At 72.0% G+C, this 24,456-nt stretch carries 21 protein-coding genes; 11 read left to right on the top strand and 10 right to left on the bottom strand.

The genetic code is table 11. The annotated features are described in order from the left end of the window. Positions 1 to 69: 69 nt before the first annotated feature. Both hemQ and hemG read right to left on the bottom strand, forming a co-directional pair. A complete protein-coding gene (gene hemQ, locus ACSU6M_RS26240) occupies positions 70 to 801 on the bottom strand; it encodes a hydrogen peroxide-dependent heme synthase (protein WP_437072794.1) in 732 nt (243 codons plus the stop codon). Between the two features lie 5 nt (positions 802 to 806). After that, on the bottom strand, positions 807 to 2,258 hold the full coding sequence (gene hemG, locus ACSU6M_RS26235) for a protoporphyrinogen oxidase (RefSeq protein WP_437072793.1): 1,452 nt from the start codon (positions 2,256 to 2,258) through the stop codon (positions 807 to 809). A 165-nt stretch (positions 2,259 to 2,423) separates the two neighbouring features. Between hemG and ACSU6M_RS26230 the strand changes: the two genes are divergently transcribed. After that, a complete protein-coding gene (locus ACSU6M_RS26230) occupies positions 2,424 to 3,392 on the top strand; it encodes a DUF4349 domain-containing protein (protein WP_437075354.1) in 969 nt (322 codons plus the stop codon). 33 nt (positions 3,393 to 3,425) lie between these two features. Beyond that, on the top strand, positions 3,426 to 4,817 hold the full coding sequence (locus ACSU6M_RS26225) for an FAD-dependent oxidoreductase (RefSeq protein WP_437075352.1): 1,392 nt from the start codon (positions 3,426 to 3,428) through the stop codon (positions 4,815 to 4,817). Between the two features lie 45 nt (positions 4,818 to 4,862). Here ACSU6M_RS26225 and ACSU6M_RS26220 read toward each other — a convergent pair whose 3' ends face one another. Together ACSU6M_RS26220 and ACSU6M_RS26215 are read right to left on the bottom strand one after the other, a co-directional pair. Beyond that, complete coding sequence (locus ACSU6M_RS26220) at positions 4,863 to 5,468, bottom strand: hypothetical protein (protein WP_437072791.1); 606 nt, start codon at positions 5,466 to 5,468, stop codon at positions 4,863 to 4,865. A gap of 123 nt (positions 5,469 to 5,591) precedes the next feature. Then, positions 5,592 to 5,861, bottom strand: coding sequence for a hypothetical protein (locus tag ACSU6M_RS26215; RefSeq protein ID WP_437072789.1), 270 nt, complete (start codon positions 5,859 to 5,861; stop codon positions 5,592 to 5,594). Positions 5,862 to 5,938: 77 nt separating this feature from the next. On the opposite strand from ACSU6M_RS26215, the gene ACSU6M_RS26210 reads away from it, so the two are divergent. Next, the gene (locus ACSU6M_RS26210) at positions 5,939 to 6,745 is read left to right on the top strand and encodes a rhomboid family intramembrane serine protease (protein WP_437072787.1); all 807 of its coding nucleotides are present in this window, start codon (positions 5,939 to 5,941) and stop codon (positions 6,743 to 6,745) included. A gap of 7 nt (positions 6,746 to 6,752) precedes the next feature. Here ACSU6M_RS26210 and hemE read toward each other — a convergent pair whose 3' ends face one another. Further along, the gene (gene hemE, locus ACSU6M_RS26205) at positions 6,753 to 7,820 is read right to left on the bottom strand and encodes a uroporphyrinogen decarboxylase (RefSeq protein ID WP_437072786.1); all 1,068 of its coding nucleotides are present in this window, start codon (positions 7,818 to 7,820) and stop codon (positions 6,753 to 6,755) included. A gap of 96 nt (positions 7,821 to 7,916) precedes the next feature. Between hemE and ACSU6M_RS26200 the strand changes: the two genes are divergently transcribed. The 3 genes from ACSU6M_RS26200 to ACSU6M_RS26190 all read left to right on the top strand — a co-directional run bounded on the left by ACSU6M_RS26200 (position 7,917) and on the right by ACSU6M_RS26190 (position 10,963). Further along, positions 7,917 to 8,594: a DUF3000 domain-containing protein gene (locus ACSU6M_RS26200; protein WP_437072784.1), complete on the top strand. Its 678-nt coding sequence runs from the start codon at positions 7,917 to 7,919 to the stop codon at positions 8,592 to 8,594. 236 nt (positions 8,595 to 8,830) lie between these two features. After that, entirely contained in the window at positions 8,831 to 9,493 is a 663-nt protein-coding gene (locus tag ACSU6M_RS26195; protein ID WP_003993737.1) for a response regulator transcription factor, read from the top strand. 189 nt (positions 9,494 to 9,682) lie between these two features. Further along, complete coding sequence (locus ACSU6M_RS26190; RefSeq protein WP_437072782.1) at positions 9,683 to 10,963, top strand: HRDC domain-containing protein; 1,281 nt, start codon at positions 9,683 to 9,685, stop codon at positions 10,961 to 10,963. Positions 10,964 to 10,996: 33 nt separating this feature from the next. Here the strand turns inward: ACSU6M_RS26190 and ACSU6M_RS26185 are convergent, their stop codons facing one another. The 3 genes from ACSU6M_RS26185 to ACSU6M_RS26175 are packed head-to-tail and all read right to left on the bottom strand — an operon-like array spanning position 10,997 to position 13,994. Next, a complete protein-coding gene (locus ACSU6M_RS26185; protein ID WP_437072780.1) occupies positions 10,997 to 11,827 on the bottom strand; it encodes a carbohydrate ABC transporter permease in 831 nt (276 codons plus the stop codon). Continuing rightward, positions 11,824 to 12,693, bottom strand: coding sequence for a carbohydrate ABC transporter permease (locus tag ACSU6M_RS26180; protein ID WP_437072779.1), 870 nt, complete (start codon positions 12,691 to 12,693; stop codon positions 11,824 to 11,826). Before ACSU6M_RS26180 ends, ACSU6M_RS26185 begins: the two co-directional genes overlap by 4 nt. Further along, the gene (locus ACSU6M_RS26175) at positions 12,693 to 13,994 is read right to left on the bottom strand and encodes an ABC transporter substrate-binding protein (protein ID WP_437072777.1); all 1,302 of its coding nucleotides are present in this window, start codon (positions 13,992 to 13,994) and stop codon (positions 12,693 to 12,695) included. Before ACSU6M_RS26175 ends, ACSU6M_RS26180 begins: the two co-directional genes overlap by 1 nt. Positions 13,995 to 14,154: 160 nt before the next feature. Here ACSU6M_RS26175 and ACSU6M_RS26170 point away from each other — a divergent pair, with 160 nt between their 5' ends. The 4 genes from ACSU6M_RS26170 (at position 14,155) to ACSU6M_RS26155 (ending at position 21,109) form a co-directional block, all read left to right on the top strand. Next, positions 14,155 to 16,524: a glycoside hydrolase family 2 protein gene (locus ACSU6M_RS26170; protein WP_437072775.1), complete on the top strand. Its 2,370-nt coding sequence runs from the start codon at positions 14,155 to 14,157 to the stop codon at positions 16,522 to 16,524. After that, positions 16,521 to 17,549 (top strand): LacI family DNA-binding transcriptional regulator, encoded by a 1,029-nt coding sequence (locus ACSU6M_RS26165; protein ID WP_437072773.1) that lies wholly within the window; start codon positions 16,521 to 16,523, stop codon positions 17,547 to 17,549. The genes ACSU6M_RS26170 and ACSU6M_RS26165 overlap by 4 nt, the downstream gene beginning before the upstream one ends. 213 nt (positions 17,550 to 17,762) lie before the next feature. After that, entirely contained in the window at positions 17,763 to 18,983 is a 1,221-nt protein-coding gene (locus ACSU6M_RS26160) for a thiolase family protein (protein ID WP_437072772.1), read from the top strand. Then, the gene (locus tag ACSU6M_RS26155; protein WP_437072770.1) at positions 18,980 to 21,109 is read left to right on the top strand and encodes a 3-hydroxyacyl-CoA dehydrogenase NAD-binding domain-containing protein; all 2,130 of its coding nucleotides are present in this window, start codon (positions 18,980 to 18,982) and stop codon (positions 21,107 to 21,109) included. Before ACSU6M_RS26160 ends, ACSU6M_RS26155 begins: the two co-directional genes overlap by 4 nt. A gap of 134 nt (positions 21,110 to 21,243) precedes the next feature. On the opposite strand, the gene ACSU6M_RS26150 is transcribed toward ACSU6M_RS26155, so the two are convergent. Continuing rightward, on the bottom strand, positions 21,244 to 22,269 hold the full coding sequence (locus tag ACSU6M_RS26150) for a hypothetical protein (RefSeq protein WP_437075350.1): 1,026 nt from the start codon (positions 22,267 to 22,269) through the stop codon (positions 21,244 to 21,246). Positions 22,270 to 22,336: 67 nt separating this feature from the next. Here ACSU6M_RS26150 and ACSU6M_RS26145 point away from each other — a divergent pair, with 67 nt between their 5' ends. Next, on the top strand, positions 22,337 to 22,711 hold the full coding sequence (locus ACSU6M_RS26145; RefSeq protein ID WP_437072768.1) for an NTP pyrophosphohydrolase: 375 nt from the start codon (positions 22,337 to 22,339) through the stop codon (positions 22,709 to 22,711). A gap of 119 nt (positions 22,712 to 22,830) precedes the next feature. Here the strand turns inward: ACSU6M_RS26145 and ACSU6M_RS26140 are convergent, their stop codons facing one another. After that, positions 22,831 to 24,354: an amino acid permease gene (locus ACSU6M_RS26140; RefSeq protein WP_437072767.1), complete on the bottom strand. Its 1,524-nt coding sequence runs from the start codon at positions 24,352 to 24,354 to the stop codon at positions 22,831 to 22,833. Between the last annotated feature and the right edge of the window lie 102 nt (positions 24,355 to 24,456).

The following is a 24,456-nucleotide window of genomic DNA, read 5'->3' as shown; positions in this document are numbered from 1 at the left end:
GAGCCGCATATTGACAGGGCCCCGCGCCCCTGACGGGGCGCGGAGATCCCCGGCGTCAAGGAGTGAGCGTTACGCCAGACCCGCGACCAGCTCGCTGACCGACTTGCGGCGGCCCGTGAAGAACGGGACCTCTTCGCGGACGTGCATGCGGGCCTCGGAGGCGCGCAGGTGGCGCATGAGGTCGACGATGCGGTAGAGCTCGTCGGCCTCGAAGGCCAGCAGCCACTCGTAGTCGCCGAGGGAGAAGGAGGCGACGGTGTTGGCGCGGACGTCGGGGTAGCCGCGGGCCATCTTGCCGTGGTCGGCGAGCATGCGGCGGCGGTCCTCCTCGGGCAGGAGGTACCAGTCGTAGGAGCGCACGAAGGGGTAGACGCTGACATAGTTGCGCGGCGTCTCGTCGGCGAGGAACGCCGGGATGTGCGAGCGGTTGAACTCGGCGGGGCGGTGCAGCGCCATGTTGGACCAGACCGGCGTCAGGGCACGGCCCAGCTTGGTGCGGCGGAAGAGGTTGTACGCCTCCTGGAGCTGGTCGGCGGTCTCGGCGTGCCACCAGATCATGAGGTCGGCGTCGGCGCGCAGGCCGGAGACGTCGTAGGTGCCGCGGATCGTCACGTCCTTGGCGGCGAGCTGGTCGAACAGGTCCTGGACCTCTTCGGCGTAGCCCGCGCGGTCCTCGGGCAGCACGTCCTTCAGCTTGAAGACGGACCACAGGGTGTAGCGGATGACCTCGTTGAGGTCCTTGGCCAGCTTGCCCTTGTTCGGGATCCGGTCGGGGCTGTTGGTGGGGGCGTCGTCACTCATGGTCCCTATTCTCCTGCTCCTCCGTGCAGACTCTGCACCGGGGCAGCGGTGAGCTCCTGCACAGCGGTGAGGTCGCCGTCCAGCTGGTCCACGGCCGCGTGGGCGCTCGCGATGCAGGCGGGGATGCCGACGCCGTCGTAGACCGCGCCGCACAGGGCGAGCCCGGGGAGCTTGCCGATGTGGGCGCGGACACGGGCCACGCGCGCGTGGTGGCCGACGGGGTACTGGGGCAGGCCGTCGGTCCAGCGGGTGACGCGGGTGTCGAGGGGGCGGGCGTCCAGGCCGGTCGCCTCGCGCAGGTCGTGCCGGGAGATCTCGACGAGGTCGGGGTCGGGGCGGTCGAGGATCTCCGTCTCGCCGTGGCGGCCGACGGAGGTGCGCAGCACGACCACGTCCGGGTTCTCGTCGGCGATCCAGCCCCACTTCTGGGAGGCGAACGTGGACGCCTTGATGGTGCGGCCGTCGACCGGCGGGACCAGGAAGCCGCTGCCTTCGGGGAGGCGGACGTCGGCGCGGCGGTAGGCGAGGGTGACCAGGGCCATGGAGGCGTACTCGACGGCGGCCAGCTCGGCCGCGGCCGCCGGGGCCTCGGGGCGCACCAGGGTCGCGGCGGCGGGCGCGGGGACGGCGACGACGACCGCGTCGGCGGTGAGGACGCGGTCGGCGGTGACCACGCGCCAGCCGGCCGGCTCGCGGCGCAGCTCGGTGACGGGCGTGCCGGTGCGGATCTCGCCGCCCCGCGCGCGCACCGAGTCGGCGACGGCGAGGGCGAGGCGGCCCACGCCTCCGGCGACGCCCATGAAGACGGGCCCGGTCTGCCGGGCGGCCGCCGCCTTTGCCTGGAGGTCGCGCACGGCCTCGGTGAGGGAGGTGTGCCGCTGGGCGGCCTGGAACAGCTGGGGGACCGCCGAGCGCATCGAGAGGCGGTAGGCGTCGCCCGCGTAGACCCCGCCGAGCAGGGGTTCGACGAGCCGGTCGACGACCTCCCGGCCGAGGCGGGCGGCGACGAACTCGCCCACCGCCACGTCGTCCCCGGTCTCGGTGCGGGGCAGGTGGGCGTCGGCCTCGATGCGCTTCAGGCCCTCCTCGGACAGGACGCCGGCGAGGGCGGCGGCGGTGCCGGGGACGCCCATGACGTGGCCCTTGGGCATGGGGCGCAGGGCGCCTCGGGTCCAGATCGAGGCGGTGGCGGTGGCGGGCGGCTGGAGGCTGTCGGCGAGGCCGACCTCGCGGGCGAGGGCGACGGCCTCGGGGCGGCGGGCCAGCAGCGACTCGGCGCCCAGGTCGACGCGGGCGCCCGCGATCTCGCCGGGCAGCAGCTTGCCGCCGACGCGGCCGGACGCCTCCAGCACGGTCACGGCAGCGCCGCGCTCCAGCAGCCGGTGGGCGGCCGCGAGCCCCGCGATGCCGCCGCCGATGACGACGACCTGCCTGCTGTGGATGCCACGTGCGCTCATGACCCCCACCTTCTCATCCGCCACCGACACTCGGCCCGGGGCCTCGTGGCCCGGTCGAGTCCCGACCGTGACCGCATCGGGACCGGGACCGCCGAACGTCCGGCCGGGGCCGCGGCGTCCAAGGAGCAGCCGAAGAGGGTCAGCCGTGACACCGGGGGTATGTCCATGCACACACGTTCGAGAACCGTCCGCTCCACGCAGTCCCTCGCGGGGCTCCTGCTCACCGCGGCCGTGGTGCTGACCGGGTGCAGCGGCGGCGCCGCGGACAGCGGCGGGGACAGCGGGGCGGGCAACAAATCCGCGCAGGAGGCCGGGGCCTCCGGGGCGGGCGCCCGCGACTCCGCCGGCCGCGAGCCGGGCGCCGTGGCGGCCGCCCCGCACATCATCCGCACCGCCTCACTGACCGTGCGGGTGAGGGACGTGCCCAAGGCCCTGGACGAGGCCCGCGCGGCCGCCGGCGCGGCGGGCGGCTACGTCGGCCGGGAGACCACCTCCCGCGACGCCGAGGGCCGCGAGCACACGCGCGTGGTGCTGCGCGTGCCGTCCGACGCCTACGAGGAGGTGCTGAAGGACCTGGAGGGCGCGGGCACGCTGCTGGAGCGCTCTGCGCAGGCGGAGGACGTCACCGAGCAGGTCGTCGACGTCGAGAGCCGCATCAGGACGCAGCGCGCCAGCGTGGCCCGGATCCGTGCGCTGATGGACGAGGCGACCAGACTCAGCGACGTGGTGCAGCTGGAGGGCGAGCTGAGCACCCGCCAGGCCGACCTGGAGGCGCTGCTGGCCCGGCAGGCGTCCCTGAAGGACCGTACGAGCCTGGCGACGATCACGCTGTCGCTGACCGGGACGCCCAGCGAGCGGGCCGCCGAGGACGACGACCCCGGCTTCGCCGACGCCCTGTCGGGCGGCTGGGACGCCTTCCTGACGACACTGCGCTGGATCGCGCTGGTGCTGGGCGCGGTGCTGCCGTTCGCCGCGGCCCTGGGCCTGCTGGTGCTGCTGTGGCTGCGGGTCGTGCGGCCCCGGCTGCCCCGCCGGTCCGCGGGCGGCTCCGGGCACGCCCCCGCCACGACCACGCTCGGCCCGCTGCCGGCGGCCCGCGCGCCCGGTCGGCAGGAGGAGGCGGAGCAGGACTGAAATGCCCTGTCCCCGTAGCGTGTTCGCATGACCATGAACGGTGGCACGGGGAACGGGAAGAAGCGGCTCGTCGTGATCGGCGGCGACGCGGCGGGCATGTCGGCGGCCTCGCAGGCACGGCGGCTGAAGAGCCCCGGCGAACTGGAGATCGTGGCGTTCGAGCGCGGTCACTTCTCCTCCTACTCGGCGTGCGGGATCCCGTACTGGGTGGGCGGGGACGTGACCGACCGGGACGAGCTGATCGCCCGTTCCCCCGAGGAGCACCGCGCGCGCGGGATCGACCTCAGGATGCGCACCGAGGTCACCGAGATCGACGTGGCGGGGCAGCGGGTACGCGCGCGTGACGTGGATTCCGGCGCCGCGTCCTGGACGTCGTACGACTTCCTGGTGATCGCCACCGGTGCCCGCCCGGTCCGCCCCGAGATGCCCGGCGTCGACGCGCCCGGCGTGCACGGCGTGCAGACGCTGGACGACGGGCAGGCGCTGCTGGACACCCTGGAGCGCACCCGCGGGCGGCGCGCGGTGGTCGTCGGCGCCGGGTACATCGGCGTGGAGATGGCCGAGGCGCTGATCAACCGCGGCTACGAGGTGACGGTCGTCAACCGGGGCAGCGAGCCGATGTCCACGCTCGACCCGGACATGGGCCGCCTGGTGCACAAGGCGATGGTGGGCATGGGCATCACCATGGTCGACGACGCCGAGGTGACCGCGGTGCTGACCGGGCCGGACGGCCGGGTGCGGGCGGTGGCCACCGCGGACGCCGAGTACCCGGCCGACGTGGTGGTGCTCGGTATCGGCGTGCGCCCGGAGACGTCCCTGGCGCGCGCGGCGGGGCTGCCGCTCGGTGAGCACGGGGGTCTGCTGACGGACCTGGCGATGCGGGTGCGCGGGTACGAGAACATCTGGGCGGGCGGCGACTGCGTGGAGGTCCTGGACCTGGTCGCCGGCCGCGAACGCCATGTCGCCCTCGGCACCCACGCCAACAAGCACGGCCAGGTGATCGGCACCAACGTGGGCGGCGGCTACGCCACGTTCCCCGGAGTCGTCGGCACCGCCGTCAGCAAGGTGTGCGACCTGGAGATCGCCCGCACCGGCCTGCGCGAGAAGGACGCACGCCGGGCGGGGCTCCAGTACGAGACGGTCACCATCGAGTCCACCAGCCGGGCCGGCTACTACCCCGGTGCCTCCCCGATGACGGTGAAGATGCTCGCCGAGCGCCGCACCGGCCGTCTCCTGGGTGTCCAGATCGTCGGCCGCGAGGGCGCGGGCAAGCGCGTCGACATCGCGGCCGTCGCCCTGACCGCGGGCATGACGGTGGATCAGATGACCGCTCTGGACCTGGGCTACGCCCCGCCGTTCAGCCCGGTGTGGGACCCGGTGCTGGTGGCGGCGAGGAAGGCGGCGGCCAAGGTCCGGGAGAGCTGAGGTCCGGCCGAGCCAGGGTCCCGGCCGAGCCAGGGTCCGGCCGAGCTAGGGGGACGGCACGGCCACGGGGCCGGTCTCGGGGGCCACGCATCCCTCGACGACGGTCTGCTCGCCGGCCGCCGTGCCGTCCAGGCAGAGCCGGCTGCCCCGGTCGCGCAGGTCGATGAGGAAGCGCGGGGGCGCGCCCTCGAGGCCGTGGATGCGTTCGTCGGTGTAGCCGAGCCCGTTCAGGATCGTCCTGACCTCGGCCGGCGTCGGGGCGGCCAGATCCCACAGCGCCCGGGCGATGCGCTCCTCGTGGAGGGCCTTGGCGCACCAGTCGCGTGTGTCCAGCTCCACCTCCGGGCCCGACGTGGGGGCGACGGGCTCCACGTCCGCCTCGATCGCCGGATCGCCGACGGGCGACGGCACCGGCGGCGGGGAGGCCGGGGTGCCGGCCGGCGGGCAGGACCGCGCGACCTCGTCCAGCATCGCGCGGAAGGCGGCCTGTTCGGCGGAGACGTCCGGGGCCTCGGTGTGCCGGGCGCCGACGGCGTCGGCGGCTCGGCCGGCCGAGTCGGCGTCGGCGGTCTTCTGGGTGCCGCAGGCGGTGAGCGACACGGCGGCGAGCGCGAGGGCGAAGGTACCCGTCAGGGCAGTGATGCGTGGCATGTGCACAGCCTCCGCCCAAGATCGCCGCCGCACATGAGTACGGGTACTCAACCCCTCCGGGTCGGCGTCCCCAGGCCCTGCCGTCCGGATCACCCGATATCGCGGGGGCTCAGGGGTGTCTCGCTAGGCCGACCCGTTCAGCCGCGGCAGTGCGGACACCGCGGCGCCCCCCTGCTGGTCCGCGGGCCGCGCGTGCGCCGCCACCGCCGGGCGGGAGCGCAGCCGGTGGCTGACCGCCTCGTCGAGCGTCACCGGCCGCTGCATCTGCGTGGCCAGCCGCCCGGCCTCCTGGCCCAGCCGTGCCACGTCCTCCCAGGGCAGCCGCACCACGAGAGCGATCTCCGCCTCACCGTCGGGCAGGGCGTGCATCACTGGACTGACTCGCTCGTTCATCGCCATGCCGAGTCATACGCTCCGCCGACCGGCCGCGTTCACCGGTTCGCCGCACGGATCCGGGGCAGTAGACACACGTGGTCATCCCCGTCCATGACGTGAACCCGGCGCGCCGCACCCCATGGGTGACGTACGGCCTGATCGCCGTGAACGTCGTCGTGTTCCTGTTCATGCCCTGGAGCGGAAGCGGCCTCGCCCAGCTCTGCCCCATGCAGGCGTTCCTGGACCAGTACGCGGCCGTGCCGCAGGAGCTGATCCACCACCGGATGCCCCGGCTGGTGCCCACCGGCGACGTGGGCCTGGGCCCGCAGGGAGCGGGCTGCCTGGTCGCGCCGCCCGACTACGACAAGTCGCCGGAGCTGAGCGTGCTGACGGCGATGTTCCTGCACGGCGGCTGGCTGCATCTGCTGGGCAACATGCTGTTCCTGCTGATCTTCGGCAACAACATCGAGGACCGCATGGGCCACCTGCGCTTCGCCCTGTTCTACGGCGTCTGCGGCTACGCGGCGACCTACGGCTTCGCGCTGCTCAACGAGGACTCGGGCGAACCGCTGATCGGCGCGTCCGGCGCGATCGCCGGGGTGCTGGGCGCCTACCTGGTGCTCTATCCGCGGGCCAGGGTGTGGGTGCTGGTCCCGTTCCTGATCTTCCTGCCGCTGCGCCTGCCGGCCTGGCTCGTGCTGGGCTTCTGGTTCGCGCTCCAGGCCGTGTACTCGTCGGGCCAGGGCGTCTCCGACGCGGGCACGGTGGCGTACGCGGCGCACATCGTGGGGTTCGTGGCCGGCATGCTGCTGGCCTGGCCGCTGCGGCCGGGGACCCCACCGCCACCGGAGCCGGGGGGCCTGCTGTTCGGCAGGCGGGCACGCCCCCGGCACACGTGGTGAGCGGCCGCTAGCGGGCGGTCCGTGTGTGGACGTAGTCCACGAGACGGGTCAGCGCGTCGGGGTCGGTGGACGGCATCACGCCGTGACCGAGGTTGAAGACGTGGCCCTCCAGGCTCGCGGCCGCGTCCAGGACCTCCCGGGTCTTGGTCTCGACCGCCTCGGGCGTGGCGAACAGGACCGTCGGGTCGAGGTTGCCCTGGAGCGCCTTGCCGGGGCCGACGCGGCGGGCGGCCTCGTCGAGCGGCACGCGCCAGTCGACGCCGACGACGTCCGCGCCGGCCTCGCCCATCAGACCGAGCAGCTCACCGGTGCCGACGCCGAAGTGGATGCGCGGGACGCCGTAGGACTCCACCGCCCGGAAGACCTTCGCGGAGGCGGGCAGGACCGAGCGGCGGTAGTCGGCGGGGGCGAGGGCGCCGGCCCAGGAGTCGAACAGCTGGATCGCGCTCGCGCCCGCCTCGATCTGCACCTTCAGGAAGGCGGAGGTGATCTCCCCGAGGCGGTCCAGCAGGTCGGCCCACAGCTCGGGCTCGCCGTACATCATCGCCTTGGCGTTCTCGTACGTCCGTGACGGACCGCCCTCGACGAGGTAGCTCGCGAGGGTGAACGGGGCGCCCGCGAAGCCGATCAGCGGGGTGGAGCCCAGCTCACGGGTGAGCAGCCCGATGGCCTCGGTGACGTAGGGGACGTCCTCGGGGGTCAGGTCGCGCAGCTGGTCGAGGTCGGCTCGGGTGCGGATCGGGCGCTCGACGACCGGGCCGACGCCGGGCTTGATGTCGAGGTCGATGCCGATGGCCTTGAGCGGGACGACGATGTCGCTGAAGAAGATCGCCGCGTCCACGCCGTGCCGGCGCACCGGCTGCAGGGTGATCTCGGTGACCAGCTCCGGGCGCATGCAGGACTCGAGCATCGGGATGCCCTCGCGGACCTTGCGGTACTCCGGCAGCGAGCGGCCGGCCTGCCGCATGAACCACACGGGCGTGTGCGGCACGGGCTCGCGCCTGCACGCCTTGAGGAAGGCGGAGTCGTAGGTGGCTGTCGGCTGCTGGCCCGCAGGGCTTCCGTTGGCACTCACGTCGGAAAGTCTCGCACGACGCCGCGGCGGACATGCCCGCGCCCCAGCGGGTGTCTTGCCCTGCGCGCGGCCTGTGTTCCCCTTACCCTTCCCCGCATGGCTGCGGCTCAGGGACGACTGTCGGACGGCGCTGGCGGAATGGACGAGGCAAAGAACTCCAACGAGGCGGAACGGCATACGGCGACAGCGGTGCCGACGGCGTTCAGGGCCGCCGTCGACGCCCTGCGCGCGGCCCGGCTGCGCCCGCAGATCGAGGTGGACCCCACCCCCGCCCCCAAGCGGCTGGCCCCGTACGCCCACGCGCTGGAGGCCACGGTCGTGGACGGCGAGCAGGAGCTGGCCGACGGCCGGCTGGTGCTGCTGCACGACCCGGCCGGGCACGACGCCTGGCGCGGGACGTTCCGGCTGGTGACGCTGGTGCGCGCGGAGCTGGAGCCGGAGATGGCGGCCGATCCGCTGCTGCCGGACGTGTGCTGGACCTGGCTGACGGGCGCGCTGCAGGCGCGCGGGCTGACGTACGGCGAGCCGAGCGGCACCGTGACGCGGGCGAGCTCCCATCACTTCGGGGGGCTGTCGGCGCGCCCGGCGGCCTCGCAGATCGAGATCCGGGCGTCCTGGACCCCTCGGGAGGGGCTGGGCGGCGTGCCGGACACGGGGGCGCACCTGGCGTCCTGGTGCGATCTGCTCGCCCAGGTCGCGGGCCTTCCGCCGGCGGGTCCGGGCGACGCGTCGGTGGTGACGCTGCCGCAGCGGCGCGGCCCGCAGTCCCGCTGAGGGGGTCTCCCGGAGGGTTCTCGATGACTGCTCCACGGCCGTCGTTTTGTCGATACGGCCACTTTCAGTCAGGAGCAGTCAATCGAACGAACCGATTTGGTCACCGAACGATCGATCGCCTGTCCGAATTGCACTAATTGTTACTCACTAGATCGTGATCATTCTCTAAAGGGCGCCGGGTTTGCTGCCGAAGACGACTGTGACCTTCAAAGCCGTCCCGCTCCCCAGGAGGCCTGGTGTCCGTTCTTCTCGAGCAGCCCGCAAGCCTGGTCGCCTACCGCCCCAACAAGCCCACCGCCATGGTCGTCGTCGCCGATCCGCGCGTCCGCTCCACCGTCACCCGCCATCTGTGGGCGCTCGGGGTGCGGGACGTCATCGAGGCATCGTCCATCGCCGAGGCCCGTCCCCGCATCGGCAACCCCCGCGACATCTGCGTCGCCGACGTCCACCTCCCCGACGGCTCCGGCCTGACCCTGCTGTCCGAGACCCGTGCCGCGGGCTGGCCCAACGGCCTCGCCCTGTCCGCGGCCGACGACATCGGCGCCGTGCGCAACGCCCTCGCAGGCGGCGTCAAGGGCTACGTCGTCACCGGCACCCGCACCAACGTGGGCCTCCCCACCCGGCCCGGCGCCGCCCCCATCGGCGCGGCCGCCGCCCGGCTGCACCGCCGCCCGCCGGGCGCCCCGAGCCACCCCGGCGGCTACCGCGAGCTCTCCGGCCGCGAGGTCGAGGTGCTGCGGCTGGTCGCGGAGGGCCAGTCGAACAAGGCGATCGGCGTCTCCATGGGCCTGTCCGCCCTCACCGTCAAGAGCCACCTCGCCCGCATCGCCCGCAAGCTCGGCACGGGCGACCGCGCCGGCATGGTGGCGGTGGCCCTGCGGACCGGGATCATCCACTGAGCCGACAGGGACGGACCTGACCGGGACCGGCCGCTGATTCCCCAAGCATCCGCGTCCGCCCCGTCATGAACCGCACCGAACCCCCGTGAACCGGATGTTTCACCGAGGTGACTGGTTTACGACCCCAGGGTGCCCGTCGACGGAACGTTCCGTCGGCGGGCTCTGTCCGCACATGGATACCCTTGACAGGTGACCGACGCCCAAGAGACCGCAGCAGACACACCACTGCGAACCACCGGGGGCGCCCCTCCGGACGACGACGGATCTTCTGCTGAAGGGGCGCCGACCCCCCTGCTCGAACCCCGCGAGGGCATACCGCCCGTGATCGCGGACGAGGCGTCGCTCGCCGAGGTGATCGCCGCGTTCGCCGCCGGCTCCGGCCCCGTCGCCGTCGACGCCGAGCGCGCCTCCGGCTACCGCTACGGACAGCGCGCCTACCTCGTCCAGCTGCGCCGCCAGGGCGCCGGGACCGCGCTGATCGACCCCGTGGCCTGCCCCGATCTGTCGGGGCTCGGCGAGGCGCTGTCCGGCGTCGAGTGGGTGCTGCACGCCGCCACCCAGGACCTGCCCTGTCTGCGCGAGATAGGGATGGTGCCCGAGACGCTGTTCGACACCGAGCTGGCCGGGCGTCTCGCCGGGTTCCCGCGGGTCGGCCTCGGCGCGATGGTCGAGTCCGTCCTCGGTTTCGTCCTGGAGAAGGGCCACTCCGCCGTCGACTGGTCCACCCGCCCGCTGCCCGAGCCCTGGCTGCGCTACGCGGCGCTGGACGTCGAGCTGCTGGTCGATCTGCGCGACGCGCTGGAGAAGGAGCTGGACCGGCAGGGGAAGCTGGAGTGGGCCCGCCAGGAGTTCGACGCGATCGCCTCGGCCCCGCCGCCCGAGCCCCGCAAGGACCCCTGGCGGCGGACCTCCGGGATGCACAAGGTGCGGCGGCGCCGGCAGCTGGCCGTGGTCCGCGAGCTGTGGCAGACCCGCGACCGCATCGCCCAGCGCCGGGACGTCTCGCCCGGCAAGGTGCTGTCCGACGCGGCCATCGTGGAGGCCGCGCTGGCGGTGCCGGCCCATGTGCACGCCCTCGCCGCGCTGAACGGGTTCGGGCAGCGCATGGGGCGGCGTCAGCTGGAGACCTGGCAGGCGGCCGTCGACCGGGCGAAGGCGCTCTCGGAGTCGCAGCTGCCGCAGCCGGGCCAGCCGGTCGCGGGACCGCCGCCGCCGCGGGCGTGGGCCGACAAGGATCCCGACGCCGCGGCCCGGCTGTCCGCGGCGCGGGCGGCCGTGACGGCGCTGGCCGAGCGGCTGAACATGCCTCAGGAGAACCTGATCACGCCGGACACGGTGCGCAGGATCTGCTGGGAGCCGCCGCAGGTGGTCGACACCGAGTCCGTCTCCCGGGCGCTGGCCGCTCTCGGGGCCCGGCCCTGGCAGATCGAGCAGGTGACGCCGGTGCTGGTGGGGGCCCTGTCCGCCTGATCGCGGCCACGGCCCCGCGCCCTTCGGGGGCGCTCATCTGGTCGCACCCTTGGTGAAGCCGTTGTAGATGAACCGCTGCAGGCACAGGAAGACGATCAAGGTCGGGAGGATCACCAGGATCGCTCCCGCCGAGATCGTCTCCCAGTGGGCCGAGTAGGGGCCCCGGAAGCGGAACAGCGACGTGGAGATGACGCCCAGGTCCTCGGAGGGCATGTAGAGGAAGGGGATGTAGAAGTCGTTGTAGACGGTGATCCCCTTCACGATCACCACCGTCGCCGTGGCGGGCTTGAGCAGCGGGAAGATGATCCTGCGGTAGATGGTGAAGGCGTCGGCGCCCTCCAGGCGGGCCGCCTCGTCCAGGGAGACGGGGATGGACCGGATGAACTGCAGGAAGATGTAGATCGAGACGATGTCCGTGCCCATGTAGAGCACGACCGGCGCCCACAGGGTGTCGAACATGCCGAGGCTGTCGACGATCTGGAAGGTCGCCACCTGGGTGGTGACGCCGGGGACCAGGGCGGCGACGAGGAAGAGGGCGAGCACGCCCTTTCTGAACCGGAAGCGGAAGCGGTCGATCGCGTACGCCGTCATGGACCCGATCAGCACCGTGCCGCCGACGGCCAACGCCAGGATCAGGGCGGTGTTGGCGAACGCCCCGAGCATGTGGCCGTCCTGGAACGCGGTCACGTAGTTGTCGAAGTTGAACGGGTTGCCGGGCAGGGACAGGGCCCCGCCGCCGTCCGCCATCTCCTCTTCGGTCTTGAGCGAGGTCAGCAGGACGACGAGCAGCGGGAGCAGGACCACCACCGTCGCCGCGATCAGCGACAGCCGGACGAAGGTGCGGGCGAGCACACGGCGTGTCATACGAGGTCCACCTTGTCGTCCGGGACGAGGCGCCGCTGGACCCAGGTGACCAGCAGGATGATCAGCAGCAGCACGATCGCCGCGGCCGAGGCGAGCCCCGTCTTGTTGAAGCGGAAGGCCAGGTTCACGGTCTGGATGACGAAGGTCTCGGTGCCGGTCGCCCCGCCGGTCATGATGTACGGGATCTCGAAGACCGACAGCGAGCCGGAGACGGACAGGATCACCGTCAGGCTCAGCACCGGCTTGATGCCGGGCGCGATGATGTACCGGAACTGGTGCCAGCGGTTCGCGCCGTCCAGTTCGGCCGCCTCGTAGAGCTCCCCGGGGATCGACTGGATCGCGCCCAGGAACAGCACGAAGTTCAGCCCCGTGTAGCGCCACACGGAGACGCCGGCCAGAGAGGTGTTCGCGGAGGCCGAGGTGCCCAGCCAGGCGTGGTCGGTGTGCACGCCGAGCAGGCTCAGCACCGAGTCCAGGGTGCCGCCGTCCTGGAAGAAGTAGAGGAAGACGAAGCCGATCGCGACCCCGTTGATCAGGTACGGGAAGAAGAGCACGCCCTTGAAGAAGTTCCGGAAGCGGACGTCGAAGCTCAGCACGGTCGCGAAGTAGAGGGCCAGCGCGATCTGCACCGCCGAGGCCCCGAGGTAGTAGCCGCTGACGAAGAACACCCGGAACAGATCCTCGCGGGTGAAGATCTCGACGTAGTTCTCCGCGCCCGTGTAGTGCAGTTCGGGGCTCACACCGTCCCAGTCGGTGAAGCTGTAGGCGATCATGTTGACGATCGGCGCGTAGGTGAAGACGATCAGGAGGGTGAGCGGGGCGATCAGGAACAGCCAGGGGGTCGCCCTGCGCGCGAGAGCGGCCATCAGCGCTGTGCCTCGGTCCAGCGCCTGCTGAGGCCGGCGAAGAAGTCCTCCAGGCTGCCCTTGGTGGCGCCTCGGGCGATGTCCACCAGCTTCTGGCGGTACTCGGGGGCGTAGATGCCGGTCTCCGACTCGTTGTCGATCCGTTTGACCTCGGCGCCCCGGGCGTCGTTCACCTCGATGAACTTCACCTGCGCGTCCTCGTAGGGCTTCAGCACCTCGGGCAGCGGGGCGTCCTTCAGCGGGGAGATCGCCAGATTGTCCTTGTCGTAGCCGGACTTGTCGGTGAACCAGTCGATCCAGGCGCGGGCGGCCTCCTTGTGCTCGGAGTGGACGTTGACGGCCTGGTGGTAGTCGGGGGCGACGACCGCGCAGAACGTTCCGTCCGTCTGCGCGGGGAAGGGCATGAAGCCGATGTCGTCGGGGTTCGCCCCGGCCTTCCTCGCGGCGTCCCGGAACTGCACGATCGCCCAGCTGCCGAGCCACTGGGTGGCGATCTCGCCCTTGGCCGTACGGGGCTTGGACTGCTCCCAGTTGGTGGTGGTCGGGTCCTTCTCGGCCAGGCCCTGCCGCACGATGTCGTGCAGCAGGGTGTCACCGACGCGCAGATCGGCGCCCTCGGCCCAGGGGTCGCCCTGGGCGAGCCTGGTGGTGGCCTCGGGGTCGCAGCGGACCGAGCCGTTGACGTACGTCCAGGAGGTCAGGGTCCAGCCCGCGGCGAAGTTGGTGTAGTAGGGCACGGCGTCGGTCCGCGTCTTGATCGCCTTCAGGGCGGTGAGGAACTCGGCCGGGGTGGTGGGCCATTCGGTGACGCCGGCCTCGCGCCAGACCCGCTTGTTGTAGACGAAGCCCGGCGTGACGCCGACCGGACTCTGGCCGTAGACCTTGCCGTCGACGGCGGTGAAGTCGGTGAAGCGGTACTTCTTCGCGCGCTCCTCGACCGTGCCCAGCGAGGCGAAGAACTTCGGGTAGTCGTCCTTCTCGATGACCGCGGGGATCAGCAGGACGTCGCCGTAGTTCTCCGTGTTCATCCGGATCTTGACCTCGGACTCGTAGTTGGTGAGCCCTTCGAACTCGACCTTCACCTTCGGATAGACCGTGCGGAACTCGGCGGCGTAGCGGTCCATCGTGCCGTCCTGCACCAGGTCGGTGCGCACGGTGAGGACCTTGATGGTTCCGCTCACCTCGGCCGGATCGGTGGGCGCGTCGGCGTCGGCGCCCTTGGCCGAGCCTCCGGTGCCGGTGCACGCGGAGAGCAGCAGGGCGGCGCCCGTGGCGAGGGCGAGGACGGTACGGCGGTTCATGTGCATCAGCTCCGTTCGTGGGACGTTCCCCGGGCCTGGCACGTGCGGGTTGGCTGGTTCGGAACTCTGACAGCGCTTTCTCAACCGGTAAAGTCGCTATCGCGCCAACGACGCCAGAATCCTTGGTTCTTGCCCAGTAGACCGGTTAAGGAGTCCGCCCATGCTGGAGGCCATACCGCTCGGGGACGGCTGGATCCTGCGGCACGAGGGGCGGGCGCTGCCGGCCGCCGTGCCGGGGTCGGTGCACACGGATCTGCTGGCGGCGGGGCTGATCCCGGACCCGTTCCTCGGGCTGGCCGAGAAGGAGGTCGCCTGGGTGGGGCGGCGGGAGTGGACCTACGAACGGGAGCTGGTGGGCGGGGAGTCCGGGCACGAGCAGACCGACCTCGTCTTCGACGGGCTGGACACCGTCGCCGAGATCCTGCTGGACGGCCGGCCGCTGGGCCGGACGCGGAACATGCACCGCTCGTACCGCTTCGACGTGACGGGGCTGAGCGGGCGGCTCGCGGTGCGGTTCGCCTCCGCCTACGCCGAGGCCGAGGCCGTGCGCGGCACGCTGGGCGAGCGGCCGGCCGCCTACGCCGAGCCCTATCAGTACGTCCGCAAGATGGCCTGCTCCTTCGGCTGGGACTGGGGGCCGACGCTGGTGACGGCCGGGATCTGGCGGCCGGTGCGCCTGGAGCGCTGGTCGACCGCGCGGATCGCCCGGGTGCGCCCGCTGGTGACCGTCGAACAGGGCCGCGGCGTGGTCGAGGTGCACGTCGAGGTCGAGCGCACCCGCGTCGAGGCCCCGCTCACCCTTCAGGCCCGCCTGGACGGCCGGACGGCCCGCGCCGAGGTGCACGGCACCCACGGCACCGTACGCCTCGAGGTGCCCGAGCCGCGGCTGTGGTGGCCTCGGGGCTACGGCGGACAGGAGCTGTACGACCTGGAGCTGACGCTCCTGCACGAGGCACCCCTGGACCGCTGGCGGCGCCGGATCGGGTTCCGCACGGTCGAGCTGGACACCTCGCCCGACGCCCACGGCACCGGCTTCACCCTGGTCGTCAACGGCGAACGGCTGTTCGCGCGCGGCGTCAACTGGATCCCGGACGACGTGTTCGTGTCACGGGTGACGCGCGAGCGCTACCGGGAGCGGCTGGCACAGGCGGCCGCGGCCGGGGTGGACCTGGTGCGGGTGTGGGGCGGCGGGATCTACGAGAGCGAGGACTTCTACGACGCCTGCGACGAACTGGGCCTGTTGGTCTGGCAGGACTTCCCCTTCGCCTGCGCCGCCTACCCCGAGGAGCAGCCGCTGCGCGGGGAGGTGGAGGCCGAGGCGCGGGAGAACGTCGTACGCCTGATGCCGCATCCCTCGCTGGTGCTGTGGAACGGCAACAACGAGAACCTGTGGGGGTTCCGGGACTGGGACTGGGAGCGGCGGCTCGCCGGGGACTCCTGGGGCGAGGGGTACTACCTGGGCGTACTGCCGCGGGTGGTGGCCGAGTCGGATCCGACGCGGCCCTACACGGCGGGCAGTCCCTGGTCCGGGTCCTGGCGGCATCACCCGAACGATCCGGCACACGGCACGCATCACTCGTGGGAGGTGTGGAACCGGGCGGACTACGCGGACTACCGCGCGGACGTCCCGCGTTTCGTGGCCGAGTTCGGCTGGCAGGCGCCGCCCGCGTACGCCACGCTGCGGCGCGCGCTGCCGGGCGAGGAGCTCGCCGCGGACTCCCCCGGCATGCTGCACCACCAGAAGGCGGACGACGGCAACGGCAAACTGCGCCGGGGGCTGGAGCGGCATTTCGCCTTCCCCGAAGGGGACTTCGACCGCTGGCACTACCTCACCCAGGTCAACCAGGCGCGCGCGATCGCGGCGGGGATCGAGCACTGGCGTGCGCACTGGCCGGTGTGCGCGGGCACGGTGGTGTGGCAGCTCAACGACTGCTGGCCGGTGACGTCCTGGTCGGCGATCGACGGGGACGGGCGGTTCAAGCCGCTGTACCACGAGCTGCGGCGGCTGTACGCCGACCGGCTGCTGTCCTTGCAGGTGCGGGACGGGGCGTTGACTGTGGCGGTGGTCAATCAGGCCGCCGGGGAGTGGGCGGGTGAGGTGCGGCTGCGGCGGATGTCCGTGGACGGCGCGGTGCTCGGCGAGACGCCGGTGGGGTTCGCGGCGGCCGGGCGGGCGGTGGCCCTCGTCGGTGTGCCTCGGGGGCTGGAGCCGGTGGGCGCGCAGGAGTTCCTGGTCGCGGACGCCGACGGGCTGCGGGCGCTGCACTTTCCCGTGCCGGACCGCGAAGTCGCCTACCCCCACCCGGACTTCGACGTGGCGGTGGCGCCGGGCTCGGTGACGGTGACGGCCCGGAGTCTCGTACGGGATCTGCTGCTGCAGGCCGATCGGCTGGACCCGGGGGCGCGGGCCGATCGGGGGCTGGTGACCCTCCTGCCCGGGGAAGCGGTGACGATCGGTGTCAGCGGCTGGGAGGCTCCCGACGCGGATGCCGCCCGGTCGGCCCTGTACTGCCTGGGGCCCGGTCGATGACGGACTCGCGCGTCACCATCAAGGACGTCGCCGCGCGGGCCGGGGTGTCCAAGGGAGCGGTGTCGCTGGCGTTCAACGGCAAGCCGGGGCTGTCGGAGGCGACCCGCGACCGGATCTTCCGGGCCGCCCGCGAGCTGGGCTGGGCGCCCCATCTCACCGCGCGGACGCTGGCCGGGTCGCGGGTGGACGTGGTGGGGCTGGCGATCTGCCGGCCGGCGCGGCTGCTGGGCCTTGAGCCGTTCTACATGGAGTTCGTCTCCGGGGTGGAGAGCGTGCTGACCGAGCACTCCTCGGCGCTGCTGCTGCGGTTGGTGCGGAGCGTGGAGGAGGAGGTCGCCGTCCAGGAGACCTGGTGGCGGGGGCGGCAGATCGGCGGGGCGATCCTCGTCGACTTCCGGCCCGGCGATCCGCGGGTGGCGGCGGCCGAACGGCTCGGGATGCCGGCGGTGGCCGTCGGGCACCCCTCGCTCACCGGGGGGCTGACGTCCGTGTGGACCGACGACGCCGGCGCCGTCGGGGAGGCGGTGCGGTATCTGGCCGCCCTGGGGCACCGGCGGATCGCCCGGGTGGGGGGCGCGGCGGCGCTCGGGCACACGGCGATCCGGGCGGCGGCCTTCGACGAGGCGGCGCGTGCGCTGGCCCTGGCGGCGGCGTGGCAGGCGACCACGGACTACTCGGGGGAGGAAGGGGCGCGGGCCACTCGGTCGCTGCTGACGGCGTCGGCGGGTGAGCGGCCGACGGCGATCCTGTACGACAACGACATCATGGCGGTGGCGGGGCTGTCCGTGGCCGCGGAGATGGGGCTGTCCGTACCTGGGGATGTCTCCCTGCTGGCGTGGGACGACTCGCAGTTGTGCCGGCTGACCCGGCCGACGCTGTCCGCGATGAGCCATGACGTGCACGCGTTCGGGGCGGAGGTGGCTCGGACCTTGTTCGGGGTGATCGGCGGGGAGGGGGTGGGGTCGCATCCCGTGGCCACCCCGGTGCTGGTGCCTCGGGGGTCCACGGCTCCGCCGCCGGGGTGAGGCCGTCCGGTGACTGCGGGTCGCCGGGTGGTTGCCCCGCCGTGTCCCGCGGCCCTTGGCAGCCTCCCCCGAGCCCCGGTTTCCGTGTGACCTTCGCCGCTTGGGCCGTGGGGACTGTGCAGCTACGTTACTCGTAAGTAGCATGGGTTCTGAGCGCGCGCTCAGTGCAGCGTGTCGCAGCAGTGCCATCCCGCACCCTGGAGGAGAGCCATCGTGCCTCGTACCGTCAGGGACGTCGTTTTCGTCGACGGCGTCCGCACCCCGTTCGGCAAGGCGGGCCCCAAGGGCATCTACCACGAGACCCGCGCCGACGACCTGGTCGTGAAGGCGATCCGGGAGCTGCTGCGCCGCAACCCCGGTCTGGACCCGAAGAAGATCGACGAGGTCGCCATCGCCGCGACCACGCAGATCGGTGACCAGGGTCTGACGCTGGGCCGCACGGCGGGCATCCTCGCCGGCCTGCCGCAGTCCGTGCCGGGCTACTCGATCGACCGTATGTGCGCCGGTGCGCTGACCGCCGTGACCTCGGTCGCCGGTTCCATCGCCTTCGGTGCCTACGACGCCGTCATCGCCGGTGGCGTCGAGCACATGGGCCGCCACCCGATGGGCGAGGGCGTGGACCCGAACCCGCGGTTCGTGAGCGAGAAGCTGGTCGACGAGTCCGCCCTGTTCATGGGCATGACCGCGGAGAACCTGCACGACCGCTACCCGACCATCACCAAGCTCCGCGCCGACGAGTACGCCGTGCGCTCGCAGGAGAAGGCCGCCAAGGCGTACGCCAACGGCAAGATCCAGCAGGACCTGGTGCCGATCTCGGTGCGCCGCACCAACCCCGAGGGCGGCGAGACCGGCTGGGGCCTGGTCACCGCCGACGAGCCGATGCGTCCGGGCACCACCCTGGAGAGCCTGGCCGGGCTGAAGACGCCGTTCCGTGTCCACGGCCGGGTCACCGCCGGTAACGCGGCCGGTCTGAACGACGGCGCCACCGCCTCGATCATCGCCTCCGAGGACTTCGCCCGCGAGCACGACCTCCCGGTGAAGATGCGCCTGGTCTCCTACGCCTTCGCGGGCGTGGAGCCGGAGGTCATGGGCTACGGCCCCATCCCGGCGACGGAGAAGGCGCTCGCCAAGGCGGGCCTGGACATCTCCGACATCGGTCTCTTCGAGATCAACGAGGCCTTCGCCGTCCAGGTCCTGGCCTTCCTGGAGCACTACGGCATCGCCGACGACGACGCGCGCGTCAACCAGTACGGCGGCGCCATCGCCTTCGGCCACCCGCTGGCCTCCTCCGGCGTCCGGCTGATGACGCAGCTGGCCCGCCAGTTCGAGGAGCAGCCGCACGTCCGCTACGGCCTGACCACCATGTGCGTCGGCTTCGGCATGGGCGCGACGGTCATCTGGGAGAACCCGCACTTCGACGGAGGCAACAAGTGAGCACCACCGCTGAGCTCCTGAAGGGCGCGGCCGAGCTCTTCCCGGACGAGGTCGTCACGCAGGCGCACGTCCGCCACTTCGACCTGCCGTTCGGCGCCGGGCGCTTCGCGCTCATCACGCTGGACAACGGCTTCGACCACACCAAGCCGACCACCTTCGGCCCCCAGTCGCTGGCGAACCTCAACACCGCCGTCGACCAGGTCGAGAAGGAGGCGGCCGAGGGCGCGATCGTCGGCGTCGGCATCACCGGCAAGCCGTTCATCTTCGCCGTCGGCGCCGACCTCAAGGGCGTCGAGCTGCTGAAGGAGCACAAGGACGCGCTCGCCATCGGCAAGGGCGGCCACGACGTCTTCAAGCGGCTCTCCGGCCTCGCGGTCCCGACCTTCGCGTACTACAACGGCGCGGCCATGGGCGGCGGTGTCGAGGTCGGCCTGCACTGCACCTACCGCACGGTGTCCGCGGCACTGCCCGCGTTCTCGCTGCCCGAGGTCTTCCTCGGACTGGTCCCGGGCTGGGGCGGCTGCACGATCCTGCCGAACCTGATCGGCGCCGAGAAGGCCGTCTCGGTGATCATCGAGAACAGCCTCAACCAGAACAAGCAGCTCAAGGGCAAGCAGGTCTACGAGCTCGGGATCGCCGACGCGATCTTCGAGGGCGCGGACTTCCTGGAGCAGTCGCTGATCTGGACGGCCTCCGTCCTCAAGGGCGAGATCGTCGTCGAGCGCCCGGCGATCGACCGCGGCGAGGCATGGGACCAGGCCGTCGCCAAGGGCCGCTTCGTCGCCGACTCCAAGGTGCACGGCGCCGCCCCGGCCGCCTACCGCGCCCTCGACATCATCGAGGCCGCCAAGGACGGCGACCTGCAGAAGGGCTTCGACGCCGAGGACCAGGCCCTCGCGGACCTGATCATGGGCGGCGAGCTGCGCGCGGGCATCTACGCGTTCAACCTGGTGCAGAAGCGCGGCAAGCGCCCCGCCGGTGCCCCGGACAAGAACCTGGCCCGCCCGGTCACCAAGGTCGGTGTCGTCGGCGCCGGTCTGATGGCCTCCCAGCTGGCCCTGCTGTTCCTGCGCCGCCTGGAGGTGCCGGTCGTGCTGACCGACATCGACCAGGAGCGCGTCGACAAGGGTGTTGCCTACGTCCACGCCGAGATCGACAAGCTGCTCGGCAAGGGCCGGATCAACCAGGACAAGGCCAACCGCCTCAAGGCGCTGGTCACCGGTGTCCTGGACAAGGCCGAGGGCTTCGCGGACGCGGACTTCATCATCGAGGCCGTGTTCGAGGAGATGGGCGTCAAGCAGAAGGTGTTCGCGGAGGTCGAGGCGGTCGCCCCGGCGCACGCGATCCTCGCCACCAACACCTCCTCGCTGTCGGTGTCGGAGATGGCGTCCAAGCTCCAGCACCCCGAGCGGGTCGTGGGCTTCCACTTCTTCAACCCGGTCGCGATCCTGCCGCTCCTGGAGATCGTCCGCGGCGAGAGGACCGACGACGCCTCGCTGGCCACGGCCTTCGCCGTCGCCAAGAAGCTGAAGAAGACCGCGGTGCTGACGAAGGACGCCCCGGCGTTCGTCGTGAACCGCATCCTGACCCGCTTCATGGGCGAGATCCAGAACGTCATCGACGAGGGCACCCCGGTCGCCGTCGCCGAGAAGGCCGTCGAGCCGCTCGGACTGCCGATGTCGCCGCTGGTCCTGCTGGAGCTGGTCGGCCCCGCGATCGGTCTGCACGTCTCCGAGACCCTGAACCGGGCCTTCCCGGACCGCTTCAAGGTCTCCCCCAACCTCAAGGCGGTCGTCGAGGCCGGCAAGCGCGGCTTCTACGTCTACGACAGCGGCAAGCCGGAGCTGGACCCGGAGGTCGCGGCGCTGCTGAAGCAGGGCGATGTCGTCCTGACCGAGGAGCAGGTCCGGGCCCGTGTCCTCGACGCGGTGGCGCAGGAGATCGGGCTCATGCTCGAGGAGGGCGTCGTCGCCGAGGCCCAGGACATCGACCTGTGCCTGATCACCGGCGCCGGCTGGCCCTTCCACCTGGGCGGCATCACGCCGTACCTGGACCGTGAGGGCGTCTCCGAGCGGGTGAACGGCAAGCGGTTCCTGCCGCAGGGCGTGGCGAGCGTCCCGGCGTAACCGCCGCACAGCGCACGGGAGAAGGGCCTCCGCTCGACGCGGGGGCCCTTCTCCGTGTCCTCAGGGGTGAGGAGCGTGCTCGGGCGCGCGGGTGCGTACGGTCACGCTCGTCCGGGTGCGTGGGTGACGTACGGTCACACCTCGCGCCATGCCTCCAGCGCCAGCCCCGGCTCCTCCTTGCGCCGCGCCAGGCGCAGGGTGCCGTCCGGGGTGAGGGAGGCCGCGACGACCCGCCCGTCGGCGTCCTGGGCGAGGCCCACACGGGTGCCCAAGGGCAGTTGGGGGCCGGACTCCGTCCACCACAGACCGGCCGACTCCTCCTCGGTGGGGTACGCGGCGAACGCGACGCGGCCGGAGGCGGAGCGCTGGGCGAGGACGGTGCAGTCGTGGCCGTCTATGTCGCAGCGCAGCACGGCCACCGGGCCGGGGCCGGCCGCCGCGAGCAGGGGCTTGGGATCGCCGCCCGGCCGCCAGGCGTACAGCATGCCCTCGGGGTCGGCGTAGAAGAGCGTGGTGTGCTCCTTGGAGGTCGGCAGCGCGGCCAGCGTGCCCGGCTCGATGGTGACGAGCAGCGGATCGGCGGCCACCGGGCGCAGGCCCGGCTTCTGCTGGAACCAGCGCAGGATGCGGTTGGGGTTGCTCGCGTACACCTCGATGCGGCCCGACGCGCCCGTCACGGCGAGCAGGTCGTGCACGCCCCAGCCGCGCAGGTCGTGCCAGGAGTTCAGGCCGCCGCGCTCCTTCTGGTTGCGCATCGACACGCCCTTGCCGCGGTTGCGGACGAAGAGGTGGGCCCGGCCCTCGACGTCGACGGCCACGACGGGGTCGCCGGTGCACTCGCCCTGCTTGTTGGGGTGGCCGAACGGGGTCCAGTCGAGCGGGGCGAGCAGTGGCCGGAAGTGTGTGGAGTGGACCAGCTCGAATTCACCCGTTCGGGTGGGCCGCCAGGCGACCAGGTGGGCGTAGCCGTCGGGTCCCTGCCCCACGGCGAAGCCGCCGTGCAGCCGCTGGTCGCCCCCTGCCCTGCGCGGGGCGTCCTCCCAGGGGCCGCCGGGGACGCGTTCGGCGCGGCACAGGACCGCGTCGTCGGTAGGCAGGTAGACACTGAGCCGGCCGTCCCGGCCTCGTACGAACCAGCTGCCGTTCACTGTACGGACCATCGACACGGGGCCACTCTAGCCGTGGGGGCGGGGGTCGCCTCGTCCGGGGGCGTGGGACGCTGAGGGCATGAGTGAGGCGTTGCTGGTGATCGTCGATGCCGCGAATGTCGTCGGGTCGGTGCCGGACGGGTGGTGGCGGGACCGGCGGGGGGCGGCGGAGCGGTTGCGGGACCGGCTGGCCGCGCAGGGGGTGCCGGGACGGGCGGGGCCCGTGGAGATCGTGCTGGTGGTGGAGGGGGCGGCACGGGGGGTGGCGTCGGTGCCGGGGGTGCGGGTGGAGTCCGCCGACGGGAGCGGGGACGACCGGATGGTGGAGCTCGTCGCCGGTGCCGCGGGGCGGTCGTGTCTGGTGGTCACGGCTGACCGCGAACTGCGGCGGCGGGTTGCGGAGTTGGGGGCGGAGGTCGCGGGGCCGCGGACGGTGCGTGGGGGCGGGGACTGAGCGCCGGTCGCCGTGTCGGGTGCGGTCGTGCGGCGTTCTGCGGTCCGTCGTGGCCGGTCGCGCAGTTCCCCGGCAGGACCGTCTGTTCGTCCCCGCGCCCTCCGAGAGACGGACCCCGGCTATTCCTCCTCGCCCCGCTGCGGCTTGAGGACGTCTCCCACCGTCGTCTCCTGCTCCTTGCCCAGGCGGCTGTGGCCGCGGCCGTAGAGGAAGTAGACGACGAAGCCGGCGGCCATCCAGATGCCGAAGCGGATCCAGGTCTCGGCGGGGAGGTTGAGCATCAGCCAGAGGGAGGCGCAGACCGAGAGGATCGGGACGAGCGGCACCCAGGGGGTGCGGAAGGAGCGGTGCAGGTCGGGGCGGGTGCGGCGCAGGACCAGGACGCCGATCGCGACCACCACGAAGGCGAACAGGGTGCCGATGTTCACCAGGGCGGCGAGTTCCGTGAGCGGGGTGAAGCCCGCGAGGATCGCGATGACCACGCCGAGCAGGATGGTCGGGCGGTGCGGGGTCTTGAAGCGCGGGTGGACGCGGGAGAAGAAGCGGGGCAGCAGTCCGTCGCGGCTCATCGCGAAGAAGACGCGGGTCTGGCCCAGCAGCAGGATCATGCAGACCGTCGTCAGGCCCACCGCCGCGCCGAAGCTGATGAAGCCGGCGAACCAGGGGTGGCCGGTCTCCTTGAAGGCGTCGGCGAGCGGGGCGTCCACGGACAGCTCGCTGTAGTGCTGCATGCCGGTGACCACGATGGACACGGCGACGTAGAGCGCGGTGCAGATGAACAGGGAGCCCAGGATGCCGCGGGGCATGTCGCGCTGCGGGTTGCGGGTCTCCTCGGCGGCCGTGGCGACGACGTCGAAGCCGATGAAGGCGAAGAAGACGACGGAGGCGGCGGTGAAGATGCCCATCACACCGAAGTTGGAGGGCGCCCAGCCGAACATCAGCTGGATGAGCGGTGACTGGAGACTGTCACCGGCCGGGACCTCCTGCGCCTTCGGGATGAACGGGTCGTAGTTGTCGCCCTTGATGAAGAAGGCACCGGCGACGATCACCGTCAGCACGACCGTCACCTTGATGGCGACGACGAGCGAGGTGATGCGCGCGGACAGCTTCATGCCGAGGACGAGGATGAAGGTGAGGACGAGGACCAGCGCGGCGGCGAGGATGTCGAAGCCGAACGCGTCGGCGCCCTCTCTGCTGCCCAGCGCGTCGGGCATGGTCCAGCCGGCGTTGTCCATGAGCGACTGGATGTAGCCGGACCAGCCGACGGCCACCACCGCCGTACCGAGCGCGAACTCCAGGACCAGGTCCCAGCCGATGATCCAGGCGGGCAGTTCACCGATGGAGGCGTAACTGAACGTGTACGCGGACCCGGCGACCGGGACCGTGGAGGCGAACTCGGCGTAGCAGAGCGCGGCCAGCGCGCAGGCGACGCCGGCCGCCACGAACGCCAGGGCCACCGCGGGGCCGGCGTTGTTCTTGGCCACCGTGCCGGTGAGGACGAAGATGCCGGTGCCGATGATCACACCGACGCCGAAGACGGTCAGGTCCAGGGCGGACAGCGATTTCTTGAGCGCGTGCTCGGGTTCCTCGGTGTCGAGGATGGACTGCTCGACCTTCTTCGTCCGGAAGAGGGAACTGCTCACGGGCTTACCTCCCACTTGTCGTCCCCGACATGATCGAGAGGGGGTGTCCCACGTATGCCCCGGCACGAGCGGTTTCACGCGAATGGGCCGGTTTCTCCACTC

Source organism: Streptomyces sp. enrichment culture (assembly GCF_964272895.1).
Classification (GTDB): Bacteria; Actinomycetota; Actinomycetes; order Streptomycetales; family Streptomycetaceae; genus Streptomyces.
Note: the sequence above shows the minus strand (reverse complement) of the source record. Positions and strands in the feature narration are given on the sequence as shown.

Coding starts and splice junctions, on each gene's coding strand:
- hemQ (WP_437072794.1), bottom strand. CDS start 801: ATGAGTGACGACGCCCCCACCAACAGCCCCGACCGGATCCCGAACAAG.
- hemG (WP_437072793.1), bottom strand. CDS start 2,258: ATGAGCGCACGTGGCATCCACAGCAGGCAGGTCGTCGTCATCGGCGGC.
- ACSU6M_RS26230 (WP_437075354.1), top strand. CDS start 2,424: ATGCACACACGTTCGAGAACCGTCCGCTCCACGCAGTCCCTCGCGGGG.
- ACSU6M_RS26225 (WP_437075352.1), top strand. CDS start 3,426: ATGAACGGTGGCACGGGGAACGGGAAGAAGCGGCTCGTCGTGATCGGC.
- ACSU6M_RS26220 (WP_437072791.1), bottom strand. CDS start 5,468: ATGCCACGCATCACTGCCCTGACGGGTACCTTCGCCCTCGCGCTCGCC.
- ACSU6M_RS26215 (WP_437072789.1), bottom strand. CDS start 5,861: ATGAACGAGCGAGTCAGTCCAGTGATGCACGCCCTGCCCGACGGTGAG.
- ACSU6M_RS26200 (WP_437072784.1), top strand. CDS start 7,917: ATGGCTGCGGCTCAGGGACGACTGTCGGACGGCGCTGGCGGAATGGAC.
- ACSU6M_RS26185 (WP_437072780.1), bottom strand. CDS start 11,827: ATGACACGCCGTGTGCTCGCCCGCACCTTCGTCCGGCTGTCGCTGATC.
- ACSU6M_RS26180 (WP_437072779.1), bottom strand. CDS start 12,693: ATGGCCGCTCTCGCGCGCAGGGCGACCCCCTGGCTGTTCCTGATCGCC.
- ACSU6M_RS26175 (WP_437072777.1), bottom strand. CDS start 13,994: ATGAACCGCCGTACCGTCCTCGCCCTCGCCACGGGCGCCGCCCTGCTG.
- ACSU6M_RS26170 (WP_437072775.1), top strand. CDS start 14,155: ATGCTGGAGGCCATACCGCTCGGGGACGGCTGGATCCTGCGGCACGAG.
- ACSU6M_RS26165 (WP_437072773.1), top strand. CDS start 16,521: ATGACGGACTCGCGCGTCACCATCAAGGACGTCGCCGCGCGGGCCGGG.
- ACSU6M_RS26150 (WP_437075350.1), bottom strand. CDS start 22,269: ATGGTCCGTACAGTGAACGGCAGCTGGTTCGTACGAGGCCGGGACGGC.
- ACSU6M_RS26145 (WP_437072768.1), top strand. CDS start 22,337: ATGAGTGAGGCGTTGCTGGTGATCGTCGATGCCGCGAATGTCGTCGGG.